Genomic DNA, 25,035 nt, shown 5'->3' on the forward strand with positions numbered 1-25,035 from the left:
CCCTCGCACACGCCTACACGCTGTTCGGCCCGGGGCAGTACGAGTCGGTCGACGCGCTGCGCGCGGAGGAGGGCAACCTCGCCGACCTGCTCCGGCAGGCACTCGGCGAGCCCGACCCGGCCGCGACGGTCCAGTTGCTGGCCGGTGTGGGCTCGCTGTGGTCGATCCGCGGCGACCACACCCGGATCTTCGTCCACCGGGAGGCGATCGGCCAGGCGCTCAAGGGCTGGACGCCGCCACCGCCGCTCGTCGAGGTGACCAGGGCCGCCCTGCTGATCACGCTGATGAACACCATCGCCGTGACCGACCGCGCCCACGATCCCCTGCGCCTGCTCCTTGAGGAGCTGCCGGGAACCGGCGAGACCGATCCCCGCCTGGGGGCCATGACCACGGTGGCGCTCGCGTGGGACCGGGACGACGCCCACCGCAAGCTCCTGGAGCTGCGCCGGAGCCCCGACCGCGACGTGGCGCTGGCCGCGGCGCAGGCGAGCATCCACGTCCTGGAGAACGTCGGGGAGGTGCACCAGGCGATCGGGGCCGCCGAGCAGGCCCTGTCGCTGCTCCGCGACAGTGAGGGCCCGTGGATCGGCGCGGTCGCGCACGCCGTGCTGGCCCAGCTGTTCATGCAGCTCGGCGACCGCGGGCGGGCGGTCGGTCACGCGCGGACCGCGCTGCCGGTGCTGCGCCGGCTCGGCGCCGTCGACGACGAGGCCCAGCTCCGCTCGGTCCTGCTGATCTCGGCGCTGGCCGACGGCGATCTCGACGCCGCCGAGGCCGAGCTGGCCGGCATCAACGGGATCAGCGAGGGTGACACCGTGCTCGGCGGCGCGGCGATCGACTCGCTGTGCGCAGCCGAGATCGCCCTCGCCCGCGGGGAGACGTCCGCGGCGCTGGTGCACTACCGCAGGGCGGTGGAGCGGGCGCGCGACCTGCGTCCGCCGGGGGTGCCGTACGAGGGGGCCACGTCCTGGTCGGTCGTCGCGGAGTCGATCGCGCTGACGGCGTACGCCCACCATGCCGGGCCGCGGGAGGTCGGGTACGGCGCGGAGCTGTTCGCCGCCGCGCGGGGCTACGACCTGCTGATCGTGACGAACCCGGTCCTCGACTTCCCGGTGTGCGGCTCGATGTTGTTCGCGCTCGGGACGTGGGGGCTGCTGCGGCAGGCCGTGGCGGCGCGCGACGCGATCAGGCTGCTGGTGCTGGCCGAGCGGTTCTCGTACAACAGGACGATGCCGAGCATGCACTTCGCGCTGATCGAGCCGCACGCGGAACGGGCCGCGCCGGGCACGCTCGCGGCCGTCCGGGCCGAGTACGGCCACCGGCGCGGCCCTGACCTGCTCGACGAGGCCCGGCGGCACGTCGATCAGGTCTTCGGCCATGACCGGCGGCGCTCACATGTGCCGCTTGTAGCTGCGCACCGACAGGGGCGCGAAGATCGCCATGACGACCGCGCACGCCAGCAGGGTCCAGGCCACCTCGCCGCTGACGAGGGCGTTGTTGGCGAGGTCCCGGGTGGCCGTGACCAGGTGTGAGACCGGATTGACCCGGACGAACGCGGCCAGCCACCCCGGCAGGGTCTCCACGGGGACGAACGCGTTGGACAGGAACGTCAGCGGGAACAGGATCATCATCGAGATGCCCTGCACGGCCTGGGCGCTGCGGGCGATCGTGCCGACCCAGGTGAAGATCCACGCCAGCGACCAGCCCGTGAAGATCGCCAGCAGGATCGCGGCCAGCACGCCGCCCACCCCGCCGCCCGGCCGGTAGCCCATCACCATGCCCATGCCGAAGGTCAGCGTGGCCGCGATGGTGTAACGCAGCAGGTCGGCCACCATCGGGCCGGCGAGCGGCGCGATCCGGGCGATCGGCAACGACTTGAACCGGTCGAAGACGCCCTTCTCCATGTCCTCGCGCAGCTGCGTGCCCGTCGCCATGCACGTCGTCAGCACCGTCTGGGCGAGGATGCCGGGGATCATGAGCGGGAGGTAGCTCTGCACGTCGCCGGCGATGGCGCCGCCGAAGATGAAGGCGAACATCGCGGTGAACAGCAGAGGTTGCAGCGCCACGTCGAAGAACTGCTCCGGGTTGCGGCGCATCTTCTTCAGCGCCCGCCAGGCCATCGACAGGGTCTGGCTGACGGTCTCCGCCAGGGTCACGCGCCGCCGCGCGGCCTCCACGCGGTCGGCGGCCCTTACCGTCTCGCGGGTGGGGGCGATCATGGTGCTCATCGGTTCTCCTCCGTGCCGGTCGCGGCGTCGTCGTCCGTCCCGTGGCCGGTCAGGACGAGGAACACCTCGTCCAGGCTGGGCTTGGCCACGCTCACCGACGAGATCGACACCCCGGCGGTGCGCAGGGCGATCAGCACCTCGGCGGCCAGGTCGGCCTGGTCGAGCGCGACGTTGAGGCGGCCCTGCTCCGGGCTGAGCACCGGGTCGAAGCCGAGCACGCGCCGCACGACCTCCACGGCGGCGGGCACCTCGTCCGGCTCGGCGAGCAGCAACTGCAGGGTCGAGTTGCCGACCGCGCTCTTCAGCTGGTCGGGCGTGCCCTCGGCGACCTTGCGGCCGTGGTCGATGACGGCGATGCGGTCGGCGAGCTGGTCGGCCTCGTCCAGGTACTGGGTGGTCAGCAGCACGGTGCAGCCGTCGGAGACCAGGTCGCGGATGGCGTCCCACATCTGGCCGCGGGTGCGGGGGTCGAGGCCGGTGGTGGGCTCGTCCAGGAAGATCAGCGGCGGCCTGGTGATCAGGCTGACCGCCAGGTCCAGGCGCCTGCGCATGCCGCCGGAGAACTGCGAGATCGGCTTGTCGGCCGCGTCCTCCAGGCCGAACTGGCCCAGCAGCTCGGTGGCGATGCGCCGGGCGCGCGGCTTGGCGATGCCCTGGAGGCGGCTGAACAGCCAGAGGTTCTCGCGGGCGGTCAGGTTCTCGTCGACCGAGGCGTACTGGCCCGTGACGCCGACGAGCTGGCGGATCACGTGCGGGTTGGCGGCCACGTCGACCCCGAAGATCTCGGCGCGGCCGGCGTCGATCTTCAGGAGGGTGGCCAGCATGCGGAGGGTGGTGGTCTTGCCCGCGCCGTTGGGGCCGAGGACGCCGAAGATCTCGCCGGTGCGTACGTCCAGGTCGATCCCGTCCACGGCCCGGTGTGCGCCGAACGTCTTCACCAGCCCTTCGGCGTGTACGGCCGCCTCGGTGGCCGCTCTGGGGGGCGGGCCGACCCCGGTGTGCCCGAGTTCTGTGATGCTCATGGCTCCAGTGTCGGGGACGCCGGTTTCATGGCGCCCTCGACAAGGTTTCACCGGTTGCCGAGGAGAATGTACGGATGCGTGAATCGCCGTGGATGATCCTCATCGGCCCCGCCGCGGCGGGCAAGAGCACCCTGGGCGAGGGCATGGCCACGGCGACGGGCCGGCGCTTCGTCGACATCGACGCGATCGGCGCCGACTACTACGCCGAGGCGGGCTGGGACATGGACCGGCTGCGCTCCCGGATCCGGGCCGTCGGCCGGGTCGCGGCCGAACGGGAGTGGGAGCCGGCCCGCGCCCATGCCGTGGAACGCGCGGTGGCCGACCACCCGGACGCGATCATCGCCCTCGGGGCCGGCCACAGCCACTACACGCGGCCGGAGCTGTTCCGGCGCGTCCGGGCCGCCCTCGCCGCCGTCGAGCACGTGGTGCTGGTGCTGCCCTGTCCGGACGAGGAACGATCCGTCCAGGTCCTGCGGCGGCGCAGCCTGGCCACGAAGCAGACCGACTGGATCGGCGCCGACGGCCACGACTTCCTCGCGGAATGGGTGCGCGACCCGGGCAACCGCACCCTGGCCACGACCGTCCTGCACACCGACGCGGACACCCCCGGCCAGACCCTCGCCCGCCTTCTGACCGCGTGCGGGACCGGCTAGCGCTCGGAGCCGAAGCGGTAGACGGTCGAGTTCCTGGCCCGGAGCCGAGGCGCTCATACAGGCGGTTGGCGGCCGCGCGGTCGGGGCGGGAGGTGAGGTCGACGGTACGGGCGCCCGCCTGTTCCGCCAGGCGCAGGGCGTGCCGGGTCAGCACGGTGTTCGCCTCGCTGCGCACGACGCGTTCGAGCGCCGCCCGGTCCGGCGGCTCGGCGGACGCCGAGAGCTGCGGCAGCAGCACCCCGAACGCGTCCACGAGCTCCTGATCCACCTCACGCACGACCGCCACCTCGACATCCATGCGCCCGACGCTACCGGCGACGGCGCTCAGGCGCCCAGGACGGCCTGCCGCTCCTGGCGGATGACGCCCTGGATGTCGAGGTCGTAGTTGCACAGGATGACCCCGACCCAGTCGCCGTCGAGGTAGATCGACCAGTTCGTGTTGCCGCCCGCGATGCCGCCCCCGTGGCTGACGTGCCGCTGGTCGCCTGTGATCTCGGCGACCGGCCCGTACGCGCGGGCGGCGTTGGTGCCCCCGGAGCTGCTGTAGGTCTTGTCGGTGCCGGGGGCGAAGACGGGCGGTCATAGGCGGCCACCCCGCCCTCGGCAGACGTCAGCCCGCCACCGGCCGCCAGGGGCACCGCCCCGAGCAGGCCCAACGTCGTCCGCCGCGACGGCCTCGCGGATCCGGCTCCACTCATGCGCACCTCTTCTCGGACAGGTCCAGGAGAGGCATGCAACCGGTCACGACGTTTCCCCGATGTTTCCCGTACGGCCGCCACGCCGGGCGGACCAGCACGGTAATCTCATCGGACGATAACTAAATGCATTAATCTGACGACTGTGAGTAATGGACACGTTGTCGGTACGCCGCCGCTTCGCCGTACCCTCACCCGCGTCCTCCGCCGCGTCGGGAGGCGGGGCGCCTCCTTGACGTTCGTGGGCCTGCTGAGCCTGGCCATCGCGGCCTCGCTGGCGTTCGTGCCGGGCAACCAGCGCGGCACGCCCGGCTACGCCTCGCTGGCCGTCGTCGCGCCGTTGCCCGCCTGGGCGGCGGTCTGGTGCGCGCTCGGCCTGCTCTGCCTGGCGCAGGCGTTCATGCGGTCCGACCGGGTGGCCTTCGCCGCCGCGACCGCACTGCTCCTCACGTACGGGCTGATCTATCTGATCTCGACCTTCACCGGCGACAACCCGCGGGGCTGGGTCGGCGGGGCGGTCTGGCTCGCCTTCGGCGGCTGGATCGCGCTGATCGCCACCTGGCCCGAGGCGGTCGTGCTGGGCCGCCTGCCGGGCGGCCGCGCGGCGTCCTCGACGGCCGTCGTCGTGGCGGACGCCTCGGGCACGATCCAGTCGTGGAACCCGCAGGCCGAGGCCCTGTTCGGCTGGGACACCGACGAGGCGGTCGGCAGGTCGCTGACGATCCTGATGCCGCCGCGCTTCCGCGACCGGCACGCCGACGGGCTCGCCCGGGTGCTCTCCGACGGCCACTCCGACCTGGCCGGCCGGATCATCCCGCTGGTCGGCCTCCACCGCGACGGCAGCGAGTTCCCGATCGCGCTGACGGTCAACGCCTGGCACAGCGACGACGGCGTCACCTACACAGGGGTGATCCGTCCATTGGGGGGCCGCCATGTCCGCTCTGAGTGACATCCTGGTCCAGCTCGGCGTCGGCATCGTGCCGCTCGGCGTGGCCTACCTCGCCTTCCGCTCGGCGACGGACGCCAGCAAGAAGTCCCAGCAGAGCGCGCTGCTCCAGGTCGAGCACCAGGCCGAGGTCGAACGCTCGAAGGTCGACGCCGAAGCCTTCATCCGCGCCAAGACGATCTACGAGGACGCCCTGGCGCAGATGGAGAAGCAGATGACCCGGATGCAGGGCCAGGCCAGTCAGCTCGGCGCGGAGCTGGTCAACGAGCAGAGCAGCTCGGTGGCGATGCGCGACCAGATCCGCCGCTTGCAGGCCCAGATCCGGGCATTGGAACGCACGGTCCTGGCGTTGCGCTCCCAGCTCGTGGACGCGGGGTTGTCACCGGCGCCGCCGTCCGACCTGACCGGGCCGCATCTGCTGCGGCCGCAGCGCTCGGCCGACTAGGAGGCGTCGCGGGCCAGGCCGTGGGCGGCGGCCAGCAGCTCGATGGAGCGCAGCCACGCCTTCCTGTCGGGCGCCGAGGAGACGACGATCAGCTCGTCGGCCTGCGCGTGCGCGGCGAAGCGGGTGAGATAGTCCTCGACCTCGGCGGGCGTGCCGACGGCCGAGTACTGCATCATCCGCAGGATCTGCTGCCCGCCCGGCGATTCGAGCACCATGTCGGCCTCCTCCGGCGTGAACGTGCGCCCGCGCCCGAGGAACCGGCTCACCCGGTACCGCTTGGCCGTCAGCAGCTGCTCCTGTGCCTCCTCGCGGGTGTCGGCGGCGATCACGTTCACCCCGGCGATCACGTACGGCTCGGCGAGCTGCTCGGACGGCTTGAACTCGCGCCGGTAGAGCGCCACGGCCTCCTCCAGCGCGTCGGGCGCGAAGTGCGAGGCGAACGCGTACGGCAGCCCGAGCGCGGCGGCCAGCTGGGCGCCGAACAACGACGAGCCGAGGATGTACAGCGGCACGTTCGTGCCCTTGCCCGGCGTGGCGTCCACACCGGGGATACGTGACTCGCCGGTGAGAAATCCCTGCAGTTCGAGGACGTCCTGGGGGAAGGTGTCGGCGGCGCCCGGGGTGCGCCTCAGGGCGCGCATGGTGGGCTGGTCGCTGCCGGGGGCGCGGCCGAGGCCGAGGTCGATGCGTCCGGGGTGGAGGGTCTCCAGGGTGCCGAACTGCTCGGCGATGGTCAGCGGGGAGTGGTTGGGCAGCATGATGCCGCCCGCTCCGAGGCGGATCGTCCTGGTGTGAGCGGCTACGTGGGCGATGAGCACGCTGGTGGCCGAGGAGGCGATGCTCGGCATGTTGTGGTGCTCGGCGTACCAGATGCGGTGGTATCCCAGCTCTTCGGCCCGCTGGGCCAGACCCACGCTCGCGGCCAGACTCTCGCTCGCCGTCTCTCCGTCGCCGATGTGCGCCAGATCAAGGATGGAGAGTGGAACAGTCATGGGGAACGAGCCCTTTCGCCTGGACGGTGGCCATCGGGCAGTGCAACCGTAATGGCTCTCCGCTTATTTCCCGGGCTGGTTTCCGGGCTTGTTCCCCGGGCGCCCCCCGCGCGGGGGCGCCCGGGGGGCGTCAGGACGCGGTGCAGGTGAGGGCGGGCGGGGTGCTGGTCGCGGCGTCGCCGTTGGCGAGGAAGCCGAACGTGGTCGTCGCGCCGCCGGCCAGGGCGCCGTTCCAGCTCAGGTTCGTCACGGTGGCGTTGCCGGACAGAGTGCCGTTCCAGAGCTGGCTGATCGTCTGGCCGCCGGGGAACGTCCACTGGACCTTCCAGCCGGTGGTCGGCGCCGAGCCGGTGTTCTTCACGGTGACCTCGCCCTGGAAGCCGCCCTGCCACTGGCTGGTCACCTTGTAGGCGGCCGAGCAGCCGGCCGGGCCGGTGGTGGGGGTGACGGTGGGCGTGACGGTGGGCGTGACCGTCGGGGTCACCGTGGGGGTCACGGTCGGGCTCGCGGTGGGCGAGGGCGCGGCCATGGCCAGGTCGTACGCCCGCTGCGGCACGAACTGGCCGGCCCCCGCGATGCAGCCGTCGGCCTCGCCCGGCGGCTTGACCCACAGGTAGGCGTCGATCGCCGCGTCACCCGTGTTCGTGGTGCTCCAGATGCCCGTGGCCCGGCCGGCGGGGTCGCACCACTCGCTGCCCGCCGGGCCGTTGCCGTTGCGGCTGGTGTCGATGACCGCCTTCAGCCTGGACACGCCGGTCGCCGCGATGACGCTCTTGGCGTACGACACCAGCCCCGGCGTCGCGCGGTAGTTGGAGGTGTTGAGCGCGATGCCGTCGGCGCTGCCCCCGACGTCGGCGCCGTTGAGCCTGGACGCGGCCTCCGACGCCGGCAACCAGGCGTCGTGACCGATGTCGAAGTACACCTTGACCTGCGACGACGTCGCCTTGAACTTCTTGCCCGCGTACGCCATGGACGCCTTCACCTCGGCCTGCTGCGCGGCGTTCATGCAGTTCGTCATGATGGCCAGCGCGTCCGGTTCGAGGACGATGGTCGCCGCCCGCCCGCCCAGACCGGCCGCGATCTGGTCGATCCACGCCCGGTAGGACGCGTGGTCGGGCGCCCCGCCCGCGCTCGCGCCGCCGCAGTCGCGGTTGGGCATGTCGTACACGACGACGATCGGGATCTTGCCCGCCGCGGCGGCGGCCCCCACGTAGGAGTCCACCTGGCCGCGCACGGTCGCGGGGTTGTAGCTGGCGAACCACCGGCCCTGCGGCACGGCGGCGATCCGGTCCCTGATCACCGGCGTACGGCTGTCGCCCGGGTTGGCGGCGACCCATTTGGCGGCGTTCGTCTGGGGATCGACGTAGAAAGCGGAGTCGGCGGCCTGGGCGGTGGACGAGGCGAGGACGACCGCCCCCGCCGCGGCCACGGCGGTGGCGGCGACGAGCGCCGCGAGCACGGGCCTTCTGCGAGACATGAGGTTACTCCGTCCGTAGAGTGGGAGTGGGAGCGCTCCCACGGCTCTCTCCGGATCGTAGGGAGCCTGCCCGGCCGCAGAAAGACATCCGATCGCTGCCGACCGGCTTTCCCCAGGATTTCCCCAGGCCAGGGCCGGTCAGGGCGATGAAAGTTTCACTCCGCCAGGCACGCCTCGAACACCGCGGTCAACCGGTCGACGTCGGCCGCCGTGGGCTGCTCGGGGCCCAGCCGGCGGCGCATCGCCCCGATGCCCAGGAAGACCGCCGTCGCCATCCTGGCCCGCGCCTGGACGTCGGGCCCGTCGAGCTGCGCGGCCAGCGGATCGAGGATGGACGTGCGCAGGCGCTCGCGGACGACGTCCTGGATCTCCGGATGGGCGGCCGAACGTTCGAGGGTGCGCAGCACCGGGCTCTCGGGGTCGTGGTGCATGCGCTCGGCGGCGTATTCGGCCAGGCGGCGCGGCAGGCTCCCGCGATCGCCGGCCAGCAGGGCGACGAATGTGGGCTCGCCTTCGAGCACCGCGCCGAAGAGCCCGGCCTTGGAGCCGAAATAGCGGCCGACCAGGGCGATGTTGGCCTCCGCGGCCGCGGCGATCATGCGGACGGTGACCTGCTCGTATCCGTGCTCGCCGAACAGCACGCGGGCCGCGTCAAGGATGCGCTGCCGGGTGGCCTCGCGCCCGCGGGGCCGGGCGTCCGTCGTCGGGGCGTCCATGTTCCGAACTCTACTCAGGAATAAAGTCACTTGCCGCGCGGCTAGTAAACATGCGTATACTCAACATTGGATAAGTGCGTACGAAGGGGATGTGGTGTCTTGGTAGCCCAGGCACAGGCCGCGCCCCCCGCCCGAAGGCAGTACACCCACCGCGAGATCCTCGAAGTCATGTCCGGGCTCATGCTCGCCATGCTGACGTCGATGATCTCCACTTCCGTGGTGGGCACCGCGTTGCCGACGATCGTGGGGGAACTCGGCGGTCAGGACCAGTACTCATGGGTGGCCAGCGCCACCATGCTGACGATGACGGTCTCGACGCCGTTGTGGGGCAAGCTGTCCGACCTGTTCGGACGGAAACTGCTCTTCCAGACCGCTCTCGGTCTGTTCGTGGCGGCTTCACTGGTGGCCGGTCTGTCGCAGAACATGGGACAGCTCATCGCGGCACGTGCCGTGCAGGGCCTGGGCGTGGGTGGTTTGTCGGCACTTGCGCAGGTGATCCTGGGAGACATCGTCTCGCCGCGCGAGCGCGGCCGGTACTCCGGTTACATGGGGGCCGTCTTCGGGATCTCCACCGTCGCCGGGCCGCTGCTCGGCGGGTTCATCGTGGACACCGACTGGCTCGGCTGGCGCTGGTGCTTCTACGTCGTGGTGCCGTTCGCCATCGTCGCGTTCGCGGTGGTGCAGAAGGTGCTGCGGCTGCCCAAGGTCAAGCGGAACACCTCGATCGACATCTGGGGCGCGACCACCATCACGGCCAGCGCGGCCTCGCTGATGCTGCTGCTGACGCTGGGCGGCAACGAGTTCGAGTGGAACTCGTTCTGGACCTACTTCCTGGCCGCGTTCGCCCTGCTCATGCTGGCCTTGGCGGTGCTGGCCGAGCGTACGGCCCGTAACCCGATCCTGCCCCCGCGGCTGTTCAGGAACCGCACGTTCGTGCTCACCAGCGCGGCCTCGCTGTTCGTCGGCATGGCCATGTTCGGCGCGATGATCTACCTGCCGCAGTACCTGCAGATCGTCAAGGGCCTGAGCCCGACGAACTCGGGTCTGATGACGCTGCCCATGGTGGTGGCGCTGTTCCTGGCGGGCGTGATCTCCGGCAAGATCGTCACGAACACCGGCAAGTGGAAGATCTTCCCGGTCGCCGGTCTGGTGATCGTGGCCGTCGGCCTGTTCCTGCTCTCCCGGCTGCACGTCGACTCCAGCGAATGGCTCATCGGCTTCGACGTGGGCGTCCTGGGCATCGGCCTCGGCCTGTCCATGCAGATGCTCATCCTGGCCGCCCAGAACGGCTCCGAGCTGCGTGACATGGCCTCGACCACGGCCGGCGTCTCGTTCTTCCGCTCGCTCGGCGGCGCAATGGGCGTCGCGGGCTTCGGCGCGATCCTGACCAACCGGCAGGCGAGCGAGTTCGCCGACCTCGTGGCCAAGGTCAAGCCCCACCTGTCCGGCGCCGGGCAGAAGCTGGGCAGCCCCGCCGCGATCCAGCACCTGCCCGAACCGCTGAAGGGCATCATCCTGGAGTCCTTCACCCGGGCCCTGGAGACGGTGTTCATGGTCGGCGTGCCGATCGCCCTGCTCGGGTTCGTCGCGGCGCTGTTCCTGAAGGAGCTGCCGCTGCGCGGCACCACGATGCCGGCCGGCCCCAAGCCCCTCGGCAAGGACGACCTCGTCCTGGCCGGGCTGCTCCTGGAGCTCATCGCCCAGCGCGTCGAGCGCTCGAACGGCCAGCCGTCCGCGCTGCTCTCCGCGGTCGCCAGGATGGCGCCGCCCGACGGCCGCCCCGAGCGCGAACGCGCCTGGACGGTCGCACAGAACGTGCTCCGGCCCACCTCGCGCGCCCTCATCGCGCAGGCCACGCCGGCGCAGCAAGACCTCGTATCCGGAGGAGTCTCACAATGATTCGCAAGTTCGTGGGCGCCGTAGCGGCCGCCCTGGCGGTCATGGCCGGCCTGTGGCTGATGATCGCCCCCTTCGCCCTCGGCACGCAGCCCGAGAACGCCGACTGGACCGACCCCACCACGACCGAGTTCTTCTCGGGCCTGGGCGTGACCGTCTTCGGTCTCGTGGGCGTCATCGGCTTCGTCCTGGCCATCTACGAAGAGCTCGTGATCCGCGGGCTGGTGACCGTCAAGCAGCGCGTGAAGCCGGAGCCGGAGCCCGAGCCCGTGCCCGCCGCGCCGCAGGCGTCCTCGGCCGAGCTGGCGAGCCTGCTCGCGCCGCTCGTGGAGGCGCTGCGCGAGGACATGCACAACCCGAGCCGCGGCGGTGAGCACCGTCAGAACGGCAGGACCACCCTGGTGGGTCTGGAGGAGTCCCGATGAAGGCCAAGCTGGGCATTGCCGCCCTCGTCCTGCTGTTCCTGACCGGGCTGTGGCTGGTCGCCGCGCCGTTCGCGGTCGGCTACCAGCCCCGGGGCGCCGTGTACGCGGACGCGACCGTCAACGACCTGTGGGTCGGCGGCGGGCTCGCCGCGGTCTCGTTCGTCGCCCTGGTGATCTACGCCGCCGACTCACTGCGCGAGCTGGCCCGCCGCGGCAAGCACGCGGACGCCTGACGCGAGTCCTGCCGTGTTCGGCGGTAGCACAGACCCCGGCTGGGAGCCACTGGAAGGCCGGCTCCCGGCGGGGCAGTTCGAGATCGGCAAGGACGGCGCCGGGCTGCTGGTCGTCGGCTTCGACGGGTCGGACCCCAGCCGCAACGCGCTCGCGTACGCGGCCGGACTGGCCCGGCGGGACGCCGCCGCGCTGCTCGTCGTCTTCGTGGAGCCGATCAACAGCGCCACGTTGTGGTTCTTCGCCGGCTCCCCGGTCATCCCGGACAGCGCGGCCGACCTCACCGACGACCTCCGGGACGAGCTGAAGGGCGCCGGCGTGCCCTGGCAGTTCGTCAGCGTCCGCGGGGACACCGCCCGCGAGCTGGAGGCGCTCGCCGGCTCCTACCGGGCCGACGCCATCGTGGTCGGCAGGTCGCGTTCCTCCTGGCACGCCCTGGGCGGCTCGGTGGCCGTCGGCCTGGCGAAGCGGGCTCGCCGTACCGTGCTGATAGTCCCCTGACCTGGCATGACGTCGCATATGGTGGCCAGATGAAACGTACCGCCGCCATCGCGTTCGTGGTGCTCACGTCCGTTTCGTGCGCAGGGCAGGAGCCCGTCGCCTCGTCCGGCGCCACGCCCACGCCCTCCGCGCCCGCACCCGGGACGACGTCGCCCACGACCTCGCCCACCAGCGAGCCGAGCCCGACGGCTCCGCCGCCGTTCACCTCGAAGGTCACGAAGGTGTCGCGCGAGCGGCTGCCGTACTCGTGGCGGCCCGGGTGCCCGGTGTCCTACCAGGACCTGCGGCTGGTCACCATGTCGTTCTGGGGCTTCGACGACAAGCCGCACACCGGCGAGCTCGTCGTCCGCAAGACGGTCACCGACGACATCGAGACCGTCTTCCGCAAGCTGTACGACTGGCGCTGGCCCATCCGGCAGATGAAGCTCGTCGACGTCTACAAAGGCGACGACTTCGCCTCCATCGAGGCCGACAACACCTCGGCATTCAACTGCCGTCGCGCGACCGGCTCCAGCAATTGGTCGAACCACGCGTACGGCCAAGCGATTGACATCAATCCACGCGAGAACCCATATGTCACTGCAAGCGGTGGCACAGCGCACCAAAATGCCAAGAGGTACACCCAGCGCCCAATGAAGGGTAAAGGTGTGGTAAACCCTGGAGACAAGGTCGTAAGGGCCTTCGCCGACGTCGGATGGGAGTGGGGCGGCTACTGGACGGGCGCCAAGGACCTGCAGCATTTCAGTAAGGGCGGAGGCTGAGACAATCCCTCATGGCGGCTAAGGACGGCGACGGCTGGGCCGAATGCGGGCTCGGACACAGACATTGGGGCATCCACGGAGCGTCGGGCCTGCTGCTCGTCCACCATGACCCGCTCGGCGTGCCCCACGTGCTCATGCAGGAACGCTCCTTGTGGAGCCACCACGGCGGCACCTGGGGGCTGCTCGGCGGCGCCCGCGACAGCCACGAGGACGCCGTCACCAGCGCGCTGCGCGAGGCCCACGAGGAGGCCGCCCTCGGCGGCGACGGGTTCCGCGTCCAAGGCGTCTACCTCGACGACCACGGCGGCTGGAGCTTCGAGACGGTGATCGCCGAGTCCGCCGAGCTGGTGCCGGCCAAGCCCGCCAACAGCGAGAGCACCGACCTGCGCTGGCTGCCGCTGCCCGAGGTGGCCGCCCGCAAGCTGCATCCCGGCTTCGCCGCGACCTGGGACCGCGTCCAGGCCGCCATCCGTCCCGAGACGATCGTGCTCGACATCGCCAACATCATCGGCGCGCGGGCCGAGCGCGGCTGGTGGAACGACCGGCTGGGCGCGGCCACCCGCCTGCTCACCGACGTGGCGGAGCTCAGGCTGTTCCACCCGGTGTTGTCGCAGTGGTTCCCGCGGGTGGTCGCGGTGGTGGAGGGCGCGGCCAGGAGCACCCCCGAGATCCCCGGGCTGCAGGTCGTCGCGGCGACGGGCAGCGGTGACGACGCGATCGTCGACGTCGTGGCCCGGGCCAAGCCGTGGGAGCGGGTGCTCGTCGTCACGGCCGACCGCGGGCTCCGGGAACGGGTCGCCGAGCTGGGCGCCGAGACCGAGGGCCCCCGCTGGCTCCTGTCACAACTGGGCCGCTGAACGGGCGGCACTTCTAAACAGAAAGCACCTCGTCGAAGGCGGCCACCAACCCGGTCACGTCGAGCACCCGCCGCAGCACGCCGTGCACGCCGAACAGTCGTAACGAGCCGCCGTGCCGGGCGACCGCGCGCTGGTGCTCCACCAGCGTCCACAGGCCGCTGGAGTCGCAGAAGTCGAGGTGGTGGGCGTCGATCGCGAGGTGCACGAGCCCTTCGGCGGTCAGCTCGGCCAGCCGCTGCCTCAGCAGGGGCGCCGTGACCTTGTCGAGGTCTCCGGCCAGGCGCACCGTCGTGTCGCCAGGACCACGCTCCACCTCGACGCCGAGATCCGCCACCTCCTGAACGTACACCCCTGCCACCACAGCCGCTATCGTGGTGTCCGCACAGGAGGGTTCGCATAGTGGACGAGTGCAGCCGCCTTGAAAGCGGCCAGGTCAGCGATGGCCTCGTGGGTTCGAATCCCACACCCTCCGCTCACTCGCGCACACCCGCGAACCCGTCGCCCACACTGGCGGCGAGCTGCAGGTAGGCCTCCCTGGTCGCCTCCTGGAGCCGGTCGAGGTCGATCTCCGCGCCCTCCTCCAGGTGCGGGTCGTACGGCACCCTGATCACCGCGCGGCACCTGGCCGCGAAATGGGCCTCCAGCTTTCTGATGTCCACCGCCGACTTCGACCGCGGCCGGACGCTGCACAGCACCACGGTCGCGTTCTTCACCAGGTCGGCGTAGTGATGGGCCTCCAGCCAGTCGAGGGTGGCCGAGGCCGCCCTGGCGCCGTCCACGGAAGGACTGCTGACCAGCACGATCTGGTCGGCGAGCCCGAGCACGCCGCCCATGGCGGAGTGGAGCAGGCCGGTGCCGCAGTCGGTGATGCAGATGGAGTAGAAGTTCTCCAGCACCTGGGAGACGGCCTGGTAGTCGGCGCCGCTGAACGCCTCCGACACCGACGGGTCGCGGTCGGAGGCCAGCACCTCCAGCCGCGAGGGCGCCTGCGAGGTGAACGCCCTGATGTCGACGTACCGCTTGACCTGGTCGCGCTCGTTGAGCAGGTCGCGCACGGTGGCGGAGGTCTCCAGCACCAGCTTGTCGGACAGCGTGCCCCGGTCGGGGTTGGCGTCCACGGCGATGACGCGGTCGCCGCGCATCTGCGCGAGCGTCGCGCCGAGCCCGACCGTCGTCGTGGTCTTGCCCACGCCGCCCTTCAGGCTCAGCACGGCCACCCGGTGGTGGCCGGTGGTCACGGGGGTGCGCGCCCTGGTCACCAGCTCGCGGCGGCGGCGCACCTCCGGCGCCTCGCCCGGCTTGATCCAGCCGCCGGACGCCTTGTAGACCAGACGCCGCCAGCCCTTCGAGGGCGCGTTGCGCCTGCCGCGCAGCAACGACTCCGGGTCGAGGCTGTCGGCGGTCGGCCTGCCGGTGAGCGGCGGGCGCTGCGGCGCGGTGAAGACGGGGATGGGCGCCGGACGCCGCCGGCGCTCGTGCGGCGGCGGGATCTCCCGCTCGGCCGGCCGCCACTCCTGGCGGTCGCTCCACTGCGGGCGCTCGTCCCGCGCGGCGTCCTGGGGGGCGGGCGCCTCGCCGTGCGCGAGGTCGGGCCGCTGCGGGCGGCCCTCGCGGAAGGAGGTGTCGGACCACTGCGGCCGCTCGTCCCAGCGGGGCCGCTCATCGGCCGGCGCCTCCTCAGCCGCCTCCCCGCGTACGGGCTCCCTGCGTACGGGCGCCTCCGCGCGGACCGGCTCCTCTCCGCGGACGGGCTCCTCGAACCCCCGCGGCGGCTCGACGGGGGCGGACTCGGCGGCTTCGATCCGGGCGGGCTCGTCGAACACCCGGGCCGCGTCGGTACGGGCGGGCTTGTCGGACGCCCCGGGCGACTCGGTACGGGACGGCAGGTCGAATGCCTCGGGCAGCTCGGTGATCATCGGCTGCGTCTCGTTCGACTGCTCGGCGGGCCGCGACCAGTCGCCGAGCGACGGCCAGCCCGGCTCCTCGCTCTCGCGCGCCTGCTCCTCGCCCTGCTGCCGGCCCTGCTCCCGGCCCTGCTCCCGGCCCTGCTGCCGCCCCTGGTCCCCGACCGGCTCCTCGCCCTGCTCCTGGCTCGGCCTCTCGCCCTGCTCCCGGCTCTGCTCGGTGTCCTCCCCGCTCCCCGCCCGCTCGGGCGGCGTGAACGTCAAGGAGTAGCTGTCGGTGTCGTCAGGACGCGGCAACGGCTTGAGCGGCGCCAGGAAAGGGTCCTCCGACCGGCCGAGGCTCACCGGCGGCGCGGCCGGCTCGCCCGCCGCGCTCTCCTGCCCCCTGCCGCCTTCCCGGCCCCTGCCGCTCTCCTGCGTGGCGGCCCTGTCCAGCCACTCCCCGGCCTCGCTCTCGGCCTCGGGCAGATCCTCGGCCGCCGCGTGGCCGTAAACGGAGTCGACGGCGGCGCGGAACAGCGGCGGCGTCGGCGTGTCGTGCGGCGTGGGCACGAGCAGCCACGGGTCCTTGGGGTACGGCGAAGCGACCGGCTCGTCCGCCGACGCGGACGAGGCTCCGACGGAGACGGGCGTCTCCTCCGTCTCCTTGATCGCGTCCAGCCAGGCCAGCTGTTCCTCGAGAGATTCTTCTCGATCGTGTCTTGCCACCGTGTTCCCCCTCGGGTGGGTCTAAAGGGGCAGCAAATACTTTGCAGGTTAACGCCACGCGTTCCCGCGCAGCCCGGCAACCCACAACTTCTTTGCCCGGCTACCGTGGATCGCATGCGAGCCATTGAGATCACCGAGCCGGGCGGACCAGAGGTCCTGGAATGGCGTGAGGTGCCCGATCCGGCCGTCGGACGCGGCGACGTGCTCATCGACGTGGTGGCCTCGGCGGTGAACCGCGCCGACGTCCACCAGCGGATGGGCTTCTACGACCCGCCGCCCGGCGCGCCCCCGTACCCGGGGCTGGAGGTGTCGGGCGTGGTGGCCGCCGTGGGGGCGGACGTCGAGCAGTTCAAGGCCGGAGACGAGGTGTGCGCGCTGCTGGCCGGCGGCGGTTACGCCGAGCGCGTGGCGGTGCCCTGGCAGCAGGTCATGCCGGCGCCGCAGGGCGTGCCGCTGGCGGAGGCGGCGGGGCTGCCCGAGGTGGCGTGCACGGTGTGGTCGAACGTGTTCATGGTCGGCCGGCTGCGGCGCGGCGAGACCCTGCTGGTGCACGGCGGGGCCAGCGGCATCGGCACGTTCGCGGTGCAGCTCGCCAAGGCGCTCGGCTCGCGGGTGGCGGCCACGGTCGGGTCCGAGGCGAAGGCCGAGCAGGTCAGGAAGCTGGGCGCGGACGAGGTCGTCAACTACCGCGAGGAGGACTTCGCCGACCGGGTGGAGGCCGACGTCATCCTCGACATCATGGGCGCCAAGTACCTGGCGGCCAACGTACGGGCGCTGCGCACCGGCGGCCGGCTGGTGATCATCGGCCTCCAGGGCGGCGGGAGGGCCGAGCTCGATCTCGGCGCGCTGCTGACCAAGCGGGCCTCCGTCCACGGCACCACGTTGCGCGCCCGTCCGGTCGACGAGAAGGGCGTCATCGTCCGGAGCGTCGTGGACAACGTCTGGCCGCTGGTCGAGGCGGGTGCCGTACGTCCCGTGGTCTACGCGAGCGTGCCCATGGCAGAGGCGGCCGATGCACACCGAATGTTGGATTCGGGAGAGCACGTCGGCAAGATCCTGCTAGTACGGTGAGTGTTATGAATGCTGAGGACAACAACACCCCTCACATCGTGGTGGTGGGCCCCGACTTCCAAGGTCAGGGCGATAGCGGTGATGAAGAGCGCTCGGTCACCAACCTGGTCGAGCAGCCCGCCAAGGTGATGCGCATCGGCAGCATGATCAGGCAGCTCCTGGAGGAGGTGCGCGCCGCCCCCCTCGACGAGGCCAGCCGCAAGCGGTTGAAGGAGATCCACGAGTCCTCCATCAAGGAGCTTGAGGACGGTTTGGCGCCGGAGCTGGTCGACGAGCTGGAACGGCTGTCGCTCCCGTTCACCGACGACAACGGCACGCCCCCCAGCGAGGCCGAGCTGCGCATCGCGCACGCCCAGCTCGTGGGCTGGCTGGAGGGTTTGTTCCACGGTATCCAGACCACCCTGTTCGCCCAGCAGATGGCGGCCAGGGCCCAGTTGGAGCAGATGCGCAGGGCGCTGCCCGGCGTGCCGCAGGGTGACGAGGGCCACCGGCCGCCGAGTGGGTCGGGCCCCTACCTGTAGAGCCGTTCCAGCACCTGAGCGACGCCGTCCTCGTCGTTGGACGCGGTCACGTGATCGACCGCCGCCAGCACGTCGGGGTGGGCGTTCGCGACGGCGTACGACGTACCTGCCCAGCTCAGCATGGGCAGGTCGTTCGGCATGTCGCCGAAGGCGACCACGTGGGCCGGCTTGATCTCGTGCCGCCCGGCGAGCGTGGCCAGCGCCGTGGCCTTCGTCACGCCCTGGGCGCTCATCTCGACCAGGCCGCCATGGCTGGAGTGGGTCGCGGTCACCAGGTGGCCCACCAGGTCGTGCACGGTCGCGTGCAGCTCGTCGGCGCCCATCTCGGGATGGAGGGCGAGCAACTTGGCGCAGGGCCGGGCGGTCAGCGCATCTCGGTCAATCCGGACAACTCCGACACCCTTGCGATCCAGACCACCGAGCCGGAAATCGGACTCATGCGCAAAACCACCTTCATACTCGACCGAAAATGCGAGACCGGACACGTTCGCTCGTAGCTGAGCGACGACTTCCCCCAGTACGTGGGCGTCGATGAGGTGAGATTCCACTATCCGTTCGGTATGGAGATCGTAGATCAGTGCGCCGTTGGCGCATACGGCCAGGCCACGGTGCCGTACGGCGCCCGCGACCTCCCTCATCCACCTGGGCGGCCGTCCGGTCACGAAGACGAGCGCAGCCCCGGATTCCTCGACTTTCGCGAAGGCCGCAGCCGTCCGGGGAGACACGGTTCCGTCGGCGCGCAGGGCGGTGCCGTCGAGGTCGGTGGCCACTAGGCGCGGCGGTGCAAGGCTCTGCATAACAGGTTCCAGTTTGCCCGGTGATGCCGCCTGACAGAAATCTTCGTAGGGACGGGAACACCAACGCGCCAGAATGGTGTTAGATGTGATGGCGTTGTATTAGCTGATCCCGTAGTGAAAACCAGCATGACTTTGTCTGAGCCACCCCGGGTGCCTGCTGTACGACACACCGGGATCCACGAGGTGTGGGTCCCATAGATTCACATCCTGAGGGAGAGCTTTTATGGCTCAGGGAACCGTCAAGTGGTTCAACGCTGAGAAGGGCTTCGGCTTCATCGCCCCGGACGGCGGTGCGCCGGACGTGTTCGTGCACTTCTCCGAGATCGTCGGCAACGGCTACCGCAGCCTTGAAGACGGCCAGCGGGTCGAGTTCGAGATCACGCAGGGACAGAAGGGGCCGCAGGCCTCCCAGGTCCGTGCTATCTGACCTGTAGTTCGTAGTTCGCAAGTAAGGCCGGGGTCCGCATTCCAGCGGGCTCCGGTCTTTCTGCTTCTCGCCCCGGAGACCTCCACCGCCTCTCGCCAAAGCCTGAGGACGCCGTGGCGGCCCCGAGAGGCGTCGTGCGGCCCCTCCCATGTCCGGACATGTACTCGCGCCTCAGCGGCCGTCTGAAGCGCCTGCCGAACTTCTGTCCACAGGCGGATGTCGCCCTGTGGACAAAGGGGAGTTTCACAAATCAGTCACGGCCTCGGGCACGGCCCAACTTCCCTCCGTCTCCCGCCATCCACCCGTATATGAGGTACGCGTGGTTATGTCACCCCGTGACCATCACCGGGGTCATCCTGCTCCTGCTCAACGACCACCTCTTCAAGCCGCTCTGGCCCGGCCTCCTCACGGGCAAGCTCAGTGACCTGGCCGGACTCGTGGTCGCCCCCGCCGTGCTGGCACTGCTCCTCGGACGCCGCGCCGACCTGGCGGCCACCGTCCTGACCGGCCTGCTGTTCACGTTCATGAAGACCACGGAGACGGGCGCCGATCTCGCCTCCCAGGCTTGGAGCCTCGTGGCCGGGCCCGCGCGCGTCCTGGCCGACCCGACGGACCTGATCGCCCTGCCCGCCCTCGCCCTGGCCTGGTGGGTACGGCAGCGCAGCGCCGGCACCGACTCCCCGCGCCGGCGGATCATGGTCACCGTGCCGCTGGCCGTCCTGGCCGTGACCGCCACGGCCGGGCCCGTCCCGGCATCGGCGGCCCTGTCCGTGGACGTGACCGAGTCGGGCAAGATCGTCGTTGGGACGACCGGCACGGAACACAGCTCCCGCCTCTCCGACGACGGCGGCACGACCTGGACCGACGGAACCGCCCCCGCCGCGACCCGGACGTCGATCAGCGCCCAGTGCGTGCCCGGCCAGGCGACCCGCTGCTACCGCGTCCGCCAGAACCACCTCGGCGTGGACCAGTCGGACGACGGCGGCCGGACCTGGCGGCCCTCCTGGCAACCGTCCCCCGACGCCCGCCTCCGGCTGAGCAGGAAGTACGGCGCGGACGAGAGCATGCTCATGTCCTACGACCTGGCGGTCCAGGCCAGGCCCGGAGGGCACGTCGTGGTCGTCGCCAACGGCGTGGACGGCATCCTGGTCAGGGACGTCTCAGGCGCCTGGCGTCGTCTCGGCTGGTCCTACACCCTCGACGACGTGCGGGCCGACGAGGTGGACCTCAGCCCCGAGCGGAACGTCGCGCTCTTCCTGGCGGTGTGCATGCTGCTGGGCGGCGTCGGCGCCAGGATGCGCAGGTATCAGAGCGCGTTCGCGACATCAGGGGCGATCGGGGCGCTGGCCATGTACGTCGCGCTGGACAGCGGGAGCGGCGAGACGGTGTTCGTCAACCTCACCGCCGTGTTCAGCTGGGCGGTCGCGCTGGCGACCGGGCTGGCGTGCCTCGTGCTGGCCTGGGACGGAAAGCCGCAGCCGGTGAGCGCGCTGACCGGCGTGGTGGCCGCGCCGCTGGTCTACGCGGCCGTCTACCTGCCCTTCCACGGCTGGGCACGCGGCACGCCCGAGACCCACGGGACCGCCGTCACGCTCGCGGCCCTGCTGACCGGCCTGATCGTGGTCGCGGGCGTCGCCGTCATCGCGATCGACGCCCGCCGCCACTCCTACTTGGACGGCTCCAGCACGTCGAGCCCCACGTAGGGACGCAGCGCCTTGGGAACCACCACCGACCCGTCGGCCTGCTGGTGGTTCTCCAGGATCGCCACGATCCACCGGGTGGTGGCCAGCGTGCCGTTGAGCGTGGCCAGATGCTGCGGCTTGCCGTCTTTGTCCCGATAACGGACGGCGAGCCTGCGCGACTGGAACTCGGTGCAGTTGGAGGTCGAGGTCAGCTCGCGGTAACGGCCCTGGGTCGGGATCCACGCCTCGCAGTCGAACTTGCGCGCCGCCGACATGCCGAGATCGCCCGCCGCCGTGTCGATGATCCGGTAGGGGACCTCGATCTTGGCCAGCATGTCCTTCTCCCAGGCCAGCAGCCGCTGGTGCTCCTCGTGCGCCTCCTCGGGACGGACGTAGGAGAACATCTCCACCTTGTCGAACTGGTGGACCCTGATGATGCCCCGGGTGTCCTTGCCGTACGAGCCGGCCTCGCGGCGGAAGCACGACGACCAGCCCGCGTAGCGCAGCGGCAGCTCGTCGCCGCTCACGATCTCGTTGGCGTGGTAGCCGGCCAGCGCCACCTCGGAGGTGCCGACGAGGTAGAGGTCGTCCTCCGGCAGGCGGTAGATCTCCTTGTCGTGGGCCACGTGGAAGCCGGTGCCCTGCATGGTCTCCGGCTTGACCAGCACCGGAGTGATCATCGGGGTGAAACCGGCCTCGATCGCCTGCTGCATCGCCATGTTGAGCAGGCCCAGCTGCAGGCGCGCGCCGACGCCCTTGAGGAAGAAGAACCGCGAGCCGGACACCTTGGCGCCGCGCTCCATGTCGATCGCGCCGAGCGCCTCGCCGAGCTCCAGGTGATCCTTCGGCTCGAAGTCGAACTGGCGCGGCTCCCCGAACGTCTCCAGGACGACATAGTCGTCCTCGCCGCCCGGAGGGGCGCCTTCCTCGACGATGTTCGGCACCGTCTGCATGAGCTGGTCGAGCTCGGCGGCCAGCTTCTCCGCCTCGGCCTCGGCGGCCTTGACCTGGCTCGCGAGGTCTTTGGCCCGCTGGAGCAGCGCGGCCTTCTCCTCGCCCTGCGCCTTGGAGACCGACTTGCCCATGCTCTTTTGCTCAGCGCGCATCGACTCGAACGAGGTCAGCGCGGATCGGTGGCGCTCGTCGAGGTCGAGCAGCGTTGCGACGACGGAGTCGTCCTCACCGCGGGCACGCTGCGACGCCCGTAGCCGGTCGGGATCCTCACGAAGGGTACGCAGGTCAATCACAAGGAAAGGCTACCGGCGCCCACCCCCACCCCGCCCCCGGATTCCCCGGCGCACCACTCGGGGCGCACCCGCAGACCACCCGAAGGCACCGCGACCTGTATGAACCATCGGGAACGGTCGGACCCGCGTCAACACCTCAGAGCGGTCAGTCCCGCGTGAACGCCCCAGGGTCAGAGCCGGCCGGATCTGATGCGGGCCAGCCAGTCGGCGGCCTCGGCGAACTGGGTGTCGGCCGTGCCCCTCTTGATCTGCGGCGCGACCCCGTCGGCGCGGGGGTAGCTGCCGAGGAAGCGCACCTCGCCGCAGATGCGGTGGAGCCCGGCGACGGCCTCGCCCACCCGCGCGTCGGCGATGTGCCCCTCGAAGTCGAAGTGGAAGAAATAGCGCCCGATGCCGTCGCCCGTCGGCCGGGACTCGATGCGGGTCAGGTTGACCCCGCGCACGGAGAACTCGGTCAACATCTCCAGCAGCGCGCCCGGGTGGTCGTCGGCCAGGAAGACGACCAGCGTGGTGCGGTCGGAGCCGGTCGCCTCCGGCAGCGGCCCCGGACGGCTCACCTTGACGAACCTGGTCACCGTGTCGGACCGGTCGCCGATGTCGCCGGCCAGTGCCACCAGCCCGTAGTGCTCGCCGGCGATGCGCGCGGCGATGGCCGCGTCGTACGGCGAGCCGGGCAGCGAGACCTCTTGGGCCGCGGCCGCCGTGGAAGGCGCGGCGACCACCACGGCGTCGGGCAGCTCGCGGGCGATGAAGGCGCGGCACTGCGTGATGGCCGCGGGATGGGTGTAGACCCGCTTGATGTGCGCGATCTCGGTGTCGGGCCTGGCCAGCAGCGAGAACTGGACCGGCAGCAGCAGCTCGGCCGTGATCGTCAACGGCTCGCCCCAGGCGAACTCGTCGAGCGTCGTGGTGATCGCGCCCTCGATGGAGTTCTCCAGCGGCACGACGGCGCCGTCGGCGTCACCGGAACGGGCGGCGTTGAGCGCCGCGCTCACCGTGGCGCAGGGCAGGCGCTCGGCGGCGGGGTCAAGGAGCCTCAGGGCCTCTTCGGTGAAGGTCCCTTCCGGTCCGAGATAGGCGAGTCTGGGCATGTATCCAGAGTATCCGCAGGTGGTCGCAGCACGCCGCCCTTTCGCCGACCGCGTACGGCACCCGTACGGACACTCAGCGTGAACCCTTGAGGACCCGCGGCGGGACCAGCGGCCCCAGCCCGAGCCGGGCCGCCCGCACCGCCTGCTCCTCCTCCGGCGACAGCGGCTGCTGCCCCTTCCCGCCCACCACCGGACGCACGTACGTGCGCGTCTCGCTGGTGCCGTTGATCGAGGTCAGCACGATGCCGTCGCCCAGCCCGTTGATCATGGCCACCGAGAACGAGAGCCTGCCGCTCATCTCGGCGAGCGCGTCGTAGCGGCACACGGCCACGTCCCTGATCGCCTTGAGGTCGCCGGCGCCCTCGCCGGCCTGCCTGGCCACCCTGCGCAGACAGTCGTCGACGGCGGCCCTGGCCTGCCTGAGGCCCATGTAGCCGATGAACACGCCACTCACCCCGGCCACGAGGCCCACGACTACCCAAGCGGTAACGAGCACGACACAGAGGGTAATGCTTCGGTCAAGCCGGCTGCCGCCGTTTGGGCAACCAGGACGCCAGCAGCCAGACCAGAGCCAGCGCCCCGAGCCCGAACCCGTCCTGCACGATCTTCCCGAGCACCAGGCTCACCCCCGGGATCCCGGCGGCGATCAGCGAGACCCCCCACCAGGGCACGGGCACCACGTAGAACAGCCAGACCCCCGCCGCCACCCGCAGCCTCACCGGATCGCGCCCGTCGCCGACGATCGCCCCGAGCACCACGACCACCCAGGCCAGATGGTGGATCCAGGCGACCGGCGAGAGCAGCACCGCCATCAGCGACGTCAGCGCCACCGCCGTCAGCTCGTCCTTGGCCTGGTACGCCGCCCGCGCCGCCCGGAACCCGTACCAGGCCACGGCCGCCACGATCACGGCCCAGATCACGAACGTCAGCGACTCCGGCATGTACAGCCGCAGCAACATGCCGCGGATCGACTGGTTCGTCGTGGCGGTGTTCGCCCCCAGCCGCTCCGGATCGAGCAGCGCCGAGAACCAGAAGGCGGACGCGTCCTGCGGGATCACCACGAACGGCAGCACCGTCAGCACGGCCGCCACGAACGCCGCCATGAAGAACGTCCGCCACTGCCTGGTGACCAGGAAGTAGATCAGGAAGACGCCGGGAGTCAGCTTGACGGCCGTGGCCAGCCCGATCAGGAAGCCCCGCGGCAGCCAGGGCCGCCGTGCCAGGCAGTCCACCAGGCACAGGGCGACCAGCAGGATGTCCACCTGCCCGAACCGCACCTGGTCCCGGATCGGCATCAGGTACGTGCAGGCCACCATGAGCAGCCCGAACACCCACGGCACGTAGGCCCGCAGCGCCTGGCGGAAGGCGAACCAGACGGTGACCGCCAGCGCCACGAAGATGCCGGCCGTCCACACCCATTGGGCGGTGCCCCAGGACATCTCGGCCAGCGCCACGGCCAGCATCGCCGCGACGGGCGGATAGGTGAACGGCAGCAGCTGGGGCGCCGGGGTGAAGAAGTCGTACACCGGACGGCCGTCGAGCAGCATCTGGCCGCCGGTACGGTAGACGTCGAGGTCGACGAGCCGCTGGTCGTCCGGGTTGGTCAGCCACGTGTGCACGAGAGGCGCGGCCGCCGCCGCGACGACGAGCGCCACCACCACCCACGCCCACCACTGCCGCCGGATCACTCGCACCTCGCCTCTTGTCACGATGTGGCACGTTACCGTGGCTGTTGATCGAGG

26 protein-coding genes and 1 tRNA gene are annotated in these 25,035 nt (G+C 71.0%); 15 read left to right on the plus strand and 12 right to left on the minus strand.

The window, feature by feature from the left end; genetic code table 11:
- Nucleotides 1–1,391: 1,391 nt before the first annotated feature.
- Together AB0C33_RS22150 and AB0C33_RS22155 are read right to left on the minus strand one after the other, a co-directional pair.
- Complete coding sequence (locus AB0C33_RS22150) at nucleotides 1,392–2,228, minus strand: ABC transporter permease (RefSeq protein ID WP_358290929.1); 837 nt, start codon at nucleotides 2,226–2,228, stop codon at nucleotides 1,392–1,394.
- Nucleotides 2,225–3,250, minus strand: a complete 1,026-nt coding sequence (locus AB0C33_RS22155; RefSeq protein WP_358290931.1) for an ATP-binding cassette domain-containing protein — start codon at nucleotides 3,248–3,250, stop codon at nucleotides 2,225–2,227. The genes AB0C33_RS22150 and AB0C33_RS22155 overlap by 4 nt, the downstream gene beginning before the upstream one ends.
- Before the next feature lie 74 nt (nucleotides 3,251–3,324).
- On the opposite strand from AB0C33_RS22155, the gene AB0C33_RS22160 reads away from it, so the two are divergent.
- The 4 genes from AB0C33_RS22160 to AB0C33_RS22175 all read left to right on the plus strand — a co-directional run bounded on the left by AB0C33_RS22160 (nucleotide 3,325) and on the right by AB0C33_RS22175 (nucleotide 5,989).
- Nucleotides 3,325–3,903, plus strand: coding sequence for a shikimate kinase (locus AB0C33_RS22160; RefSeq protein ID WP_358290933.1), 579 nt, complete (start codon nucleotides 3,325–3,327; stop codon nucleotides 3,901–3,903).
- Nucleotides 3,904–4,042: 139 nt separating this feature from the next.
- Nucleotides 4,043–4,288 carry a hypothetical protein gene (locus AB0C33_RS22165; protein WP_358290935.1) on the plus strand — a complete coding sequence of 82 codons (246 nt, stop codon included), beginning with the start codon at nucleotides 4,043–4,045 and terminating at the stop codon, nucleotides 4,286–4,288.
- 551 nt (nucleotides 4,289–4,839) lie between these two features.
- On the plus strand, nucleotides 4,840–5,547 hold the full coding sequence (locus AB0C33_RS22170) for a PAS domain S-box protein (RefSeq protein ID WP_358291818.1): 708 nt from the start codon (nucleotides 4,840–4,842) through the stop codon (nucleotides 5,545–5,547).
- Entirely contained in the window at nucleotides 5,531–5,989 is a 459-nt protein-coding gene (locus tag AB0C33_RS22175; RefSeq protein WP_358290937.1) for a hypothetical protein, read from the plus strand. The genes AB0C33_RS22170 and AB0C33_RS22175 overlap by 17 nt, the downstream gene beginning before the upstream one ends.
- Here the strand turns inward: AB0C33_RS22175 and AB0C33_RS22180 are convergent.
- From AB0C33_RS22180 to AB0C33_RS22190, 3 genes are all read right to left on the minus strand, one after another.
- Complete coding sequence (locus tag AB0C33_RS22180) at nucleotides 5,986–6,981, minus strand: LLM class flavin-dependent oxidoreductase (protein WP_352363228.1); 996 nt, start codon at nucleotides 6,979–6,981, stop codon at nucleotides 5,986–5,988. The two genes, AB0C33_RS22175 and AB0C33_RS22180, sit on opposite strands and share 4 nt — an antisense overlap.
- Before the next feature lie 130 nt (nucleotides 6,982–7,111).
- Complete coding sequence (locus AB0C33_RS22185; RefSeq protein ID WP_358290940.1) at nucleotides 7,112–8,458, minus strand: glycoside hydrolase family 6 protein; 1,347 nt, start codon at nucleotides 8,456–8,458, stop codon at nucleotides 7,112–7,114.
- Nucleotides 8,459–8,613: 155 nt separating this feature from the next.
- A complete protein-coding gene (locus AB0C33_RS22190) occupies nucleotides 8,614–9,174 on the minus strand; it encodes a TetR family transcriptional regulator (protein ID WP_358290942.1) in 561 nt (186 codons plus the stop codon).
- A 99-nt stretch (nucleotides 9,175–9,273) separates the two neighbouring features.
- On the opposite strand from AB0C33_RS22190, the gene AB0C33_RS22195 reads away from it, so the two are divergent.
- Genes AB0C33_RS22195 through AB0C33_RS22220 form a run of 6 tightly spaced genes read left to right on the plus strand, consistent with a single transcriptional unit; the run spans nucleotide 9,274 to nucleotide 13,845 of the window.
- Nucleotides 9,274–11,073, plus strand: a complete 1,800-nt coding sequence (locus AB0C33_RS22195) for an MDR family MFS transporter (RefSeq protein ID WP_358290945.1) — start codon at nucleotides 9,274–9,276, stop codon at nucleotides 11,071–11,073.
- Nucleotides 11,070–11,495 (plus strand): hypothetical protein, encoded by a 426-nt coding sequence (locus AB0C33_RS22200; RefSeq protein ID WP_358290946.1) that lies wholly within the window; start codon nucleotides 11,070–11,072, stop codon nucleotides 11,493–11,495. The genes AB0C33_RS22195 and AB0C33_RS22200 overlap by 4 nt, the downstream gene beginning before the upstream one ends.
- Nucleotides 11,492–11,728: a hypothetical protein gene (locus tag AB0C33_RS22205; protein ID WP_358290947.1), complete on the plus strand. Its 237-nt coding sequence runs from the start codon at nucleotides 11,492–11,494 to the stop codon at nucleotides 11,726–11,728. The genes AB0C33_RS22200 and AB0C33_RS22205 overlap by 4 nt, the downstream gene beginning before the upstream one ends.
- Before the next feature lie 13 nt (nucleotides 11,729–11,741).
- Nucleotides 11,742–12,227 (plus strand): universal stress protein, encoded by a 486-nt coding sequence (locus AB0C33_RS22210; protein WP_358290949.1) that lies wholly within the window; start codon nucleotides 11,742–11,744, stop codon nucleotides 12,225–12,227.
- A gap of 29 nt (nucleotides 12,228–12,256) precedes the next feature.
- Nucleotides 12,257–12,988, plus strand: coding sequence for a M15 family metallopeptidase (locus tag AB0C33_RS22215; protein ID WP_358290951.1), 732 nt, complete (start codon nucleotides 12,257–12,259; stop codon nucleotides 12,986–12,988).
- A gap of 11 nt (nucleotides 12,989–12,999) precedes the next feature.
- Nucleotides 13,000–13,845: an NUDIX domain-containing protein gene (locus AB0C33_RS22220; protein WP_358290953.1), complete on the plus strand. Its 846-nt coding sequence runs from the start codon at nucleotides 13,000–13,002 to the stop codon at nucleotides 13,843–13,845.
- Between the two features lie 13 nt (nucleotides 13,846–13,858).
- Here AB0C33_RS22220 and AB0C33_RS22225 read toward each other — a convergent pair whose 3' ends face one another.
- On the minus strand, nucleotides 13,859–14,194 hold the full coding sequence (locus AB0C33_RS22225) for an STAS domain-containing protein (protein WP_358290955.1): 336 nt from the start codon (nucleotides 14,192–14,194) through the stop codon (nucleotides 13,859–13,861).
- A 36-nt stretch (nucleotides 14,195–14,230) separates the two neighbouring features.
- Here AB0C33_RS22225 and AB0C33_RS22230 point away from each other — a divergent pair.
- Nucleotides 14,231–14,317: transfer RNA gene (locus AB0C33_RS22230), tRNA-Ser, on the plus strand.
- A gap of 1 nt (nucleotide 14,318) precedes the next feature.
- Here AB0C33_RS22230 and AB0C33_RS22235 read toward each other — a convergent pair.
- Nucleotides 14,319–16,457 (minus strand): AAA family ATPase, encoded by a 2,139-nt coding sequence (locus tag AB0C33_RS22235; RefSeq protein WP_358290957.1) that lies wholly within the window; start codon nucleotides 16,455–16,457, stop codon nucleotides 14,319–14,321.
- A gap of 114 nt (nucleotides 16,458–16,571) precedes the next feature.
- On the opposite strand from AB0C33_RS22235, the gene AB0C33_RS22240 reads away from it, so the two are divergent.
- Nucleotides 16,572–17,528, plus strand: coding sequence for an NAD(P)H-quinone oxidoreductase (locus AB0C33_RS22240; protein WP_358290959.1), 957 nt, complete (start codon nucleotides 16,572–16,574; stop codon nucleotides 17,526–17,528).
- A gap of 5 nt (nucleotides 17,529–17,533) precedes the next feature.
- The gene (locus AB0C33_RS22245) at nucleotides 17,534–18,049 is read left to right on the plus strand and encodes a bacterial proteasome activator family protein (RefSeq protein WP_125641062.1); all 516 of its coding nucleotides are present in this window, start codon (nucleotides 17,534–17,536) and stop codon (nucleotides 18,047–18,049) included.
- Here the strand turns inward: AB0C33_RS22245 and AB0C33_RS22250 are convergent.
- On the minus strand, nucleotides 18,040–18,819 hold the full coding sequence (locus AB0C33_RS22250) for an HAD family hydrolase (protein WP_358290961.1): 780 nt from the start codon (nucleotides 18,817–18,819) through the stop codon (nucleotides 18,040–18,042). The genes AB0C33_RS22245 and AB0C33_RS22250 overlap by 10 nt on opposite strands.
- Nucleotides 18,820–19,069: 250 nt before the next feature.
- Here AB0C33_RS22250 and AB0C33_RS22255 point away from each other — a divergent pair, with 250 nt between their 5' ends.
- On the plus strand, nucleotides 19,070–19,273 hold the full coding sequence (locus AB0C33_RS22255; protein ID WP_043619750.1) for a cold-shock protein: 204 nt from the start codon (nucleotides 19,070–19,072) through the stop codon (nucleotides 19,271–19,273).
- A gap of 335 nt (nucleotides 19,274–19,608) precedes the next feature.
- Nucleotides 19,609–20,976: a hypothetical protein gene (locus AB0C33_RS22260; protein WP_358290962.1), complete on the plus strand. Its 1,368-nt coding sequence runs from the start codon at nucleotides 19,609–19,611 to the stop codon at nucleotides 20,974–20,976.
- On the opposite strand, the gene serS is transcribed toward AB0C33_RS22260, so the two are convergent.
- The 4 genes from serS to AB0C33_RS22280 all read right to left on the minus strand — a co-directional run bounded on the left by serS (nucleotide 20,940) and on the right by AB0C33_RS22280 (nucleotide 25,002).
- Nucleotides 20,940–22,202, minus strand: a complete 1,263-nt coding sequence (gene serS / locus AB0C33_RS22265) for a serine--tRNA ligase (RefSeq protein ID WP_358290963.1) — start codon at nucleotides 22,200–22,202, stop codon at nucleotides 20,940–20,942. The two genes, AB0C33_RS22260 and serS, sit on opposite strands and share 37 nt — an antisense overlap.
- 170 nt (nucleotides 22,203–22,372) lie before the next feature.
- Nucleotides 22,373–23,293, minus strand: a complete 921-nt coding sequence (gene pheA / locus AB0C33_RS22270; RefSeq protein WP_352363259.1) for a prephenate dehydratase — start codon at nucleotides 23,291–23,293, stop codon at nucleotides 22,373–22,375.
- A gap of 73 nt (nucleotides 23,294–23,366) precedes the next feature.
- The gene (locus tag AB0C33_RS22275; RefSeq protein ID WP_358290965.1) at nucleotides 23,367–23,789 is read right to left on the minus strand and encodes a DUF4446 family protein; all 423 of its coding nucleotides are present in this window, start codon (nucleotides 23,787–23,789) and stop codon (nucleotides 23,367–23,369) included.
- 22 nt (nucleotides 23,790–23,811) lie between these two features.
- Entirely contained in the window at nucleotides 23,812–25,002 is a 1,191-nt protein-coding gene (locus AB0C33_RS22280; protein ID WP_358290967.1) for a glycosyltransferase 87 family protein, read from the minus strand.
- Nucleotides 25,003–25,035 lie beyond the last annotated feature (33 nt).

The sequence above is a fragment of the Nonomuraea sp. NPDC048881 genome, assembly GCF_040649795.1.
Taxonomy (GTDB): Bacteria; Actinomycetota; Actinomycetes; order Streptosporangiales; family Streptosporangiaceae; genus Nonomuraea.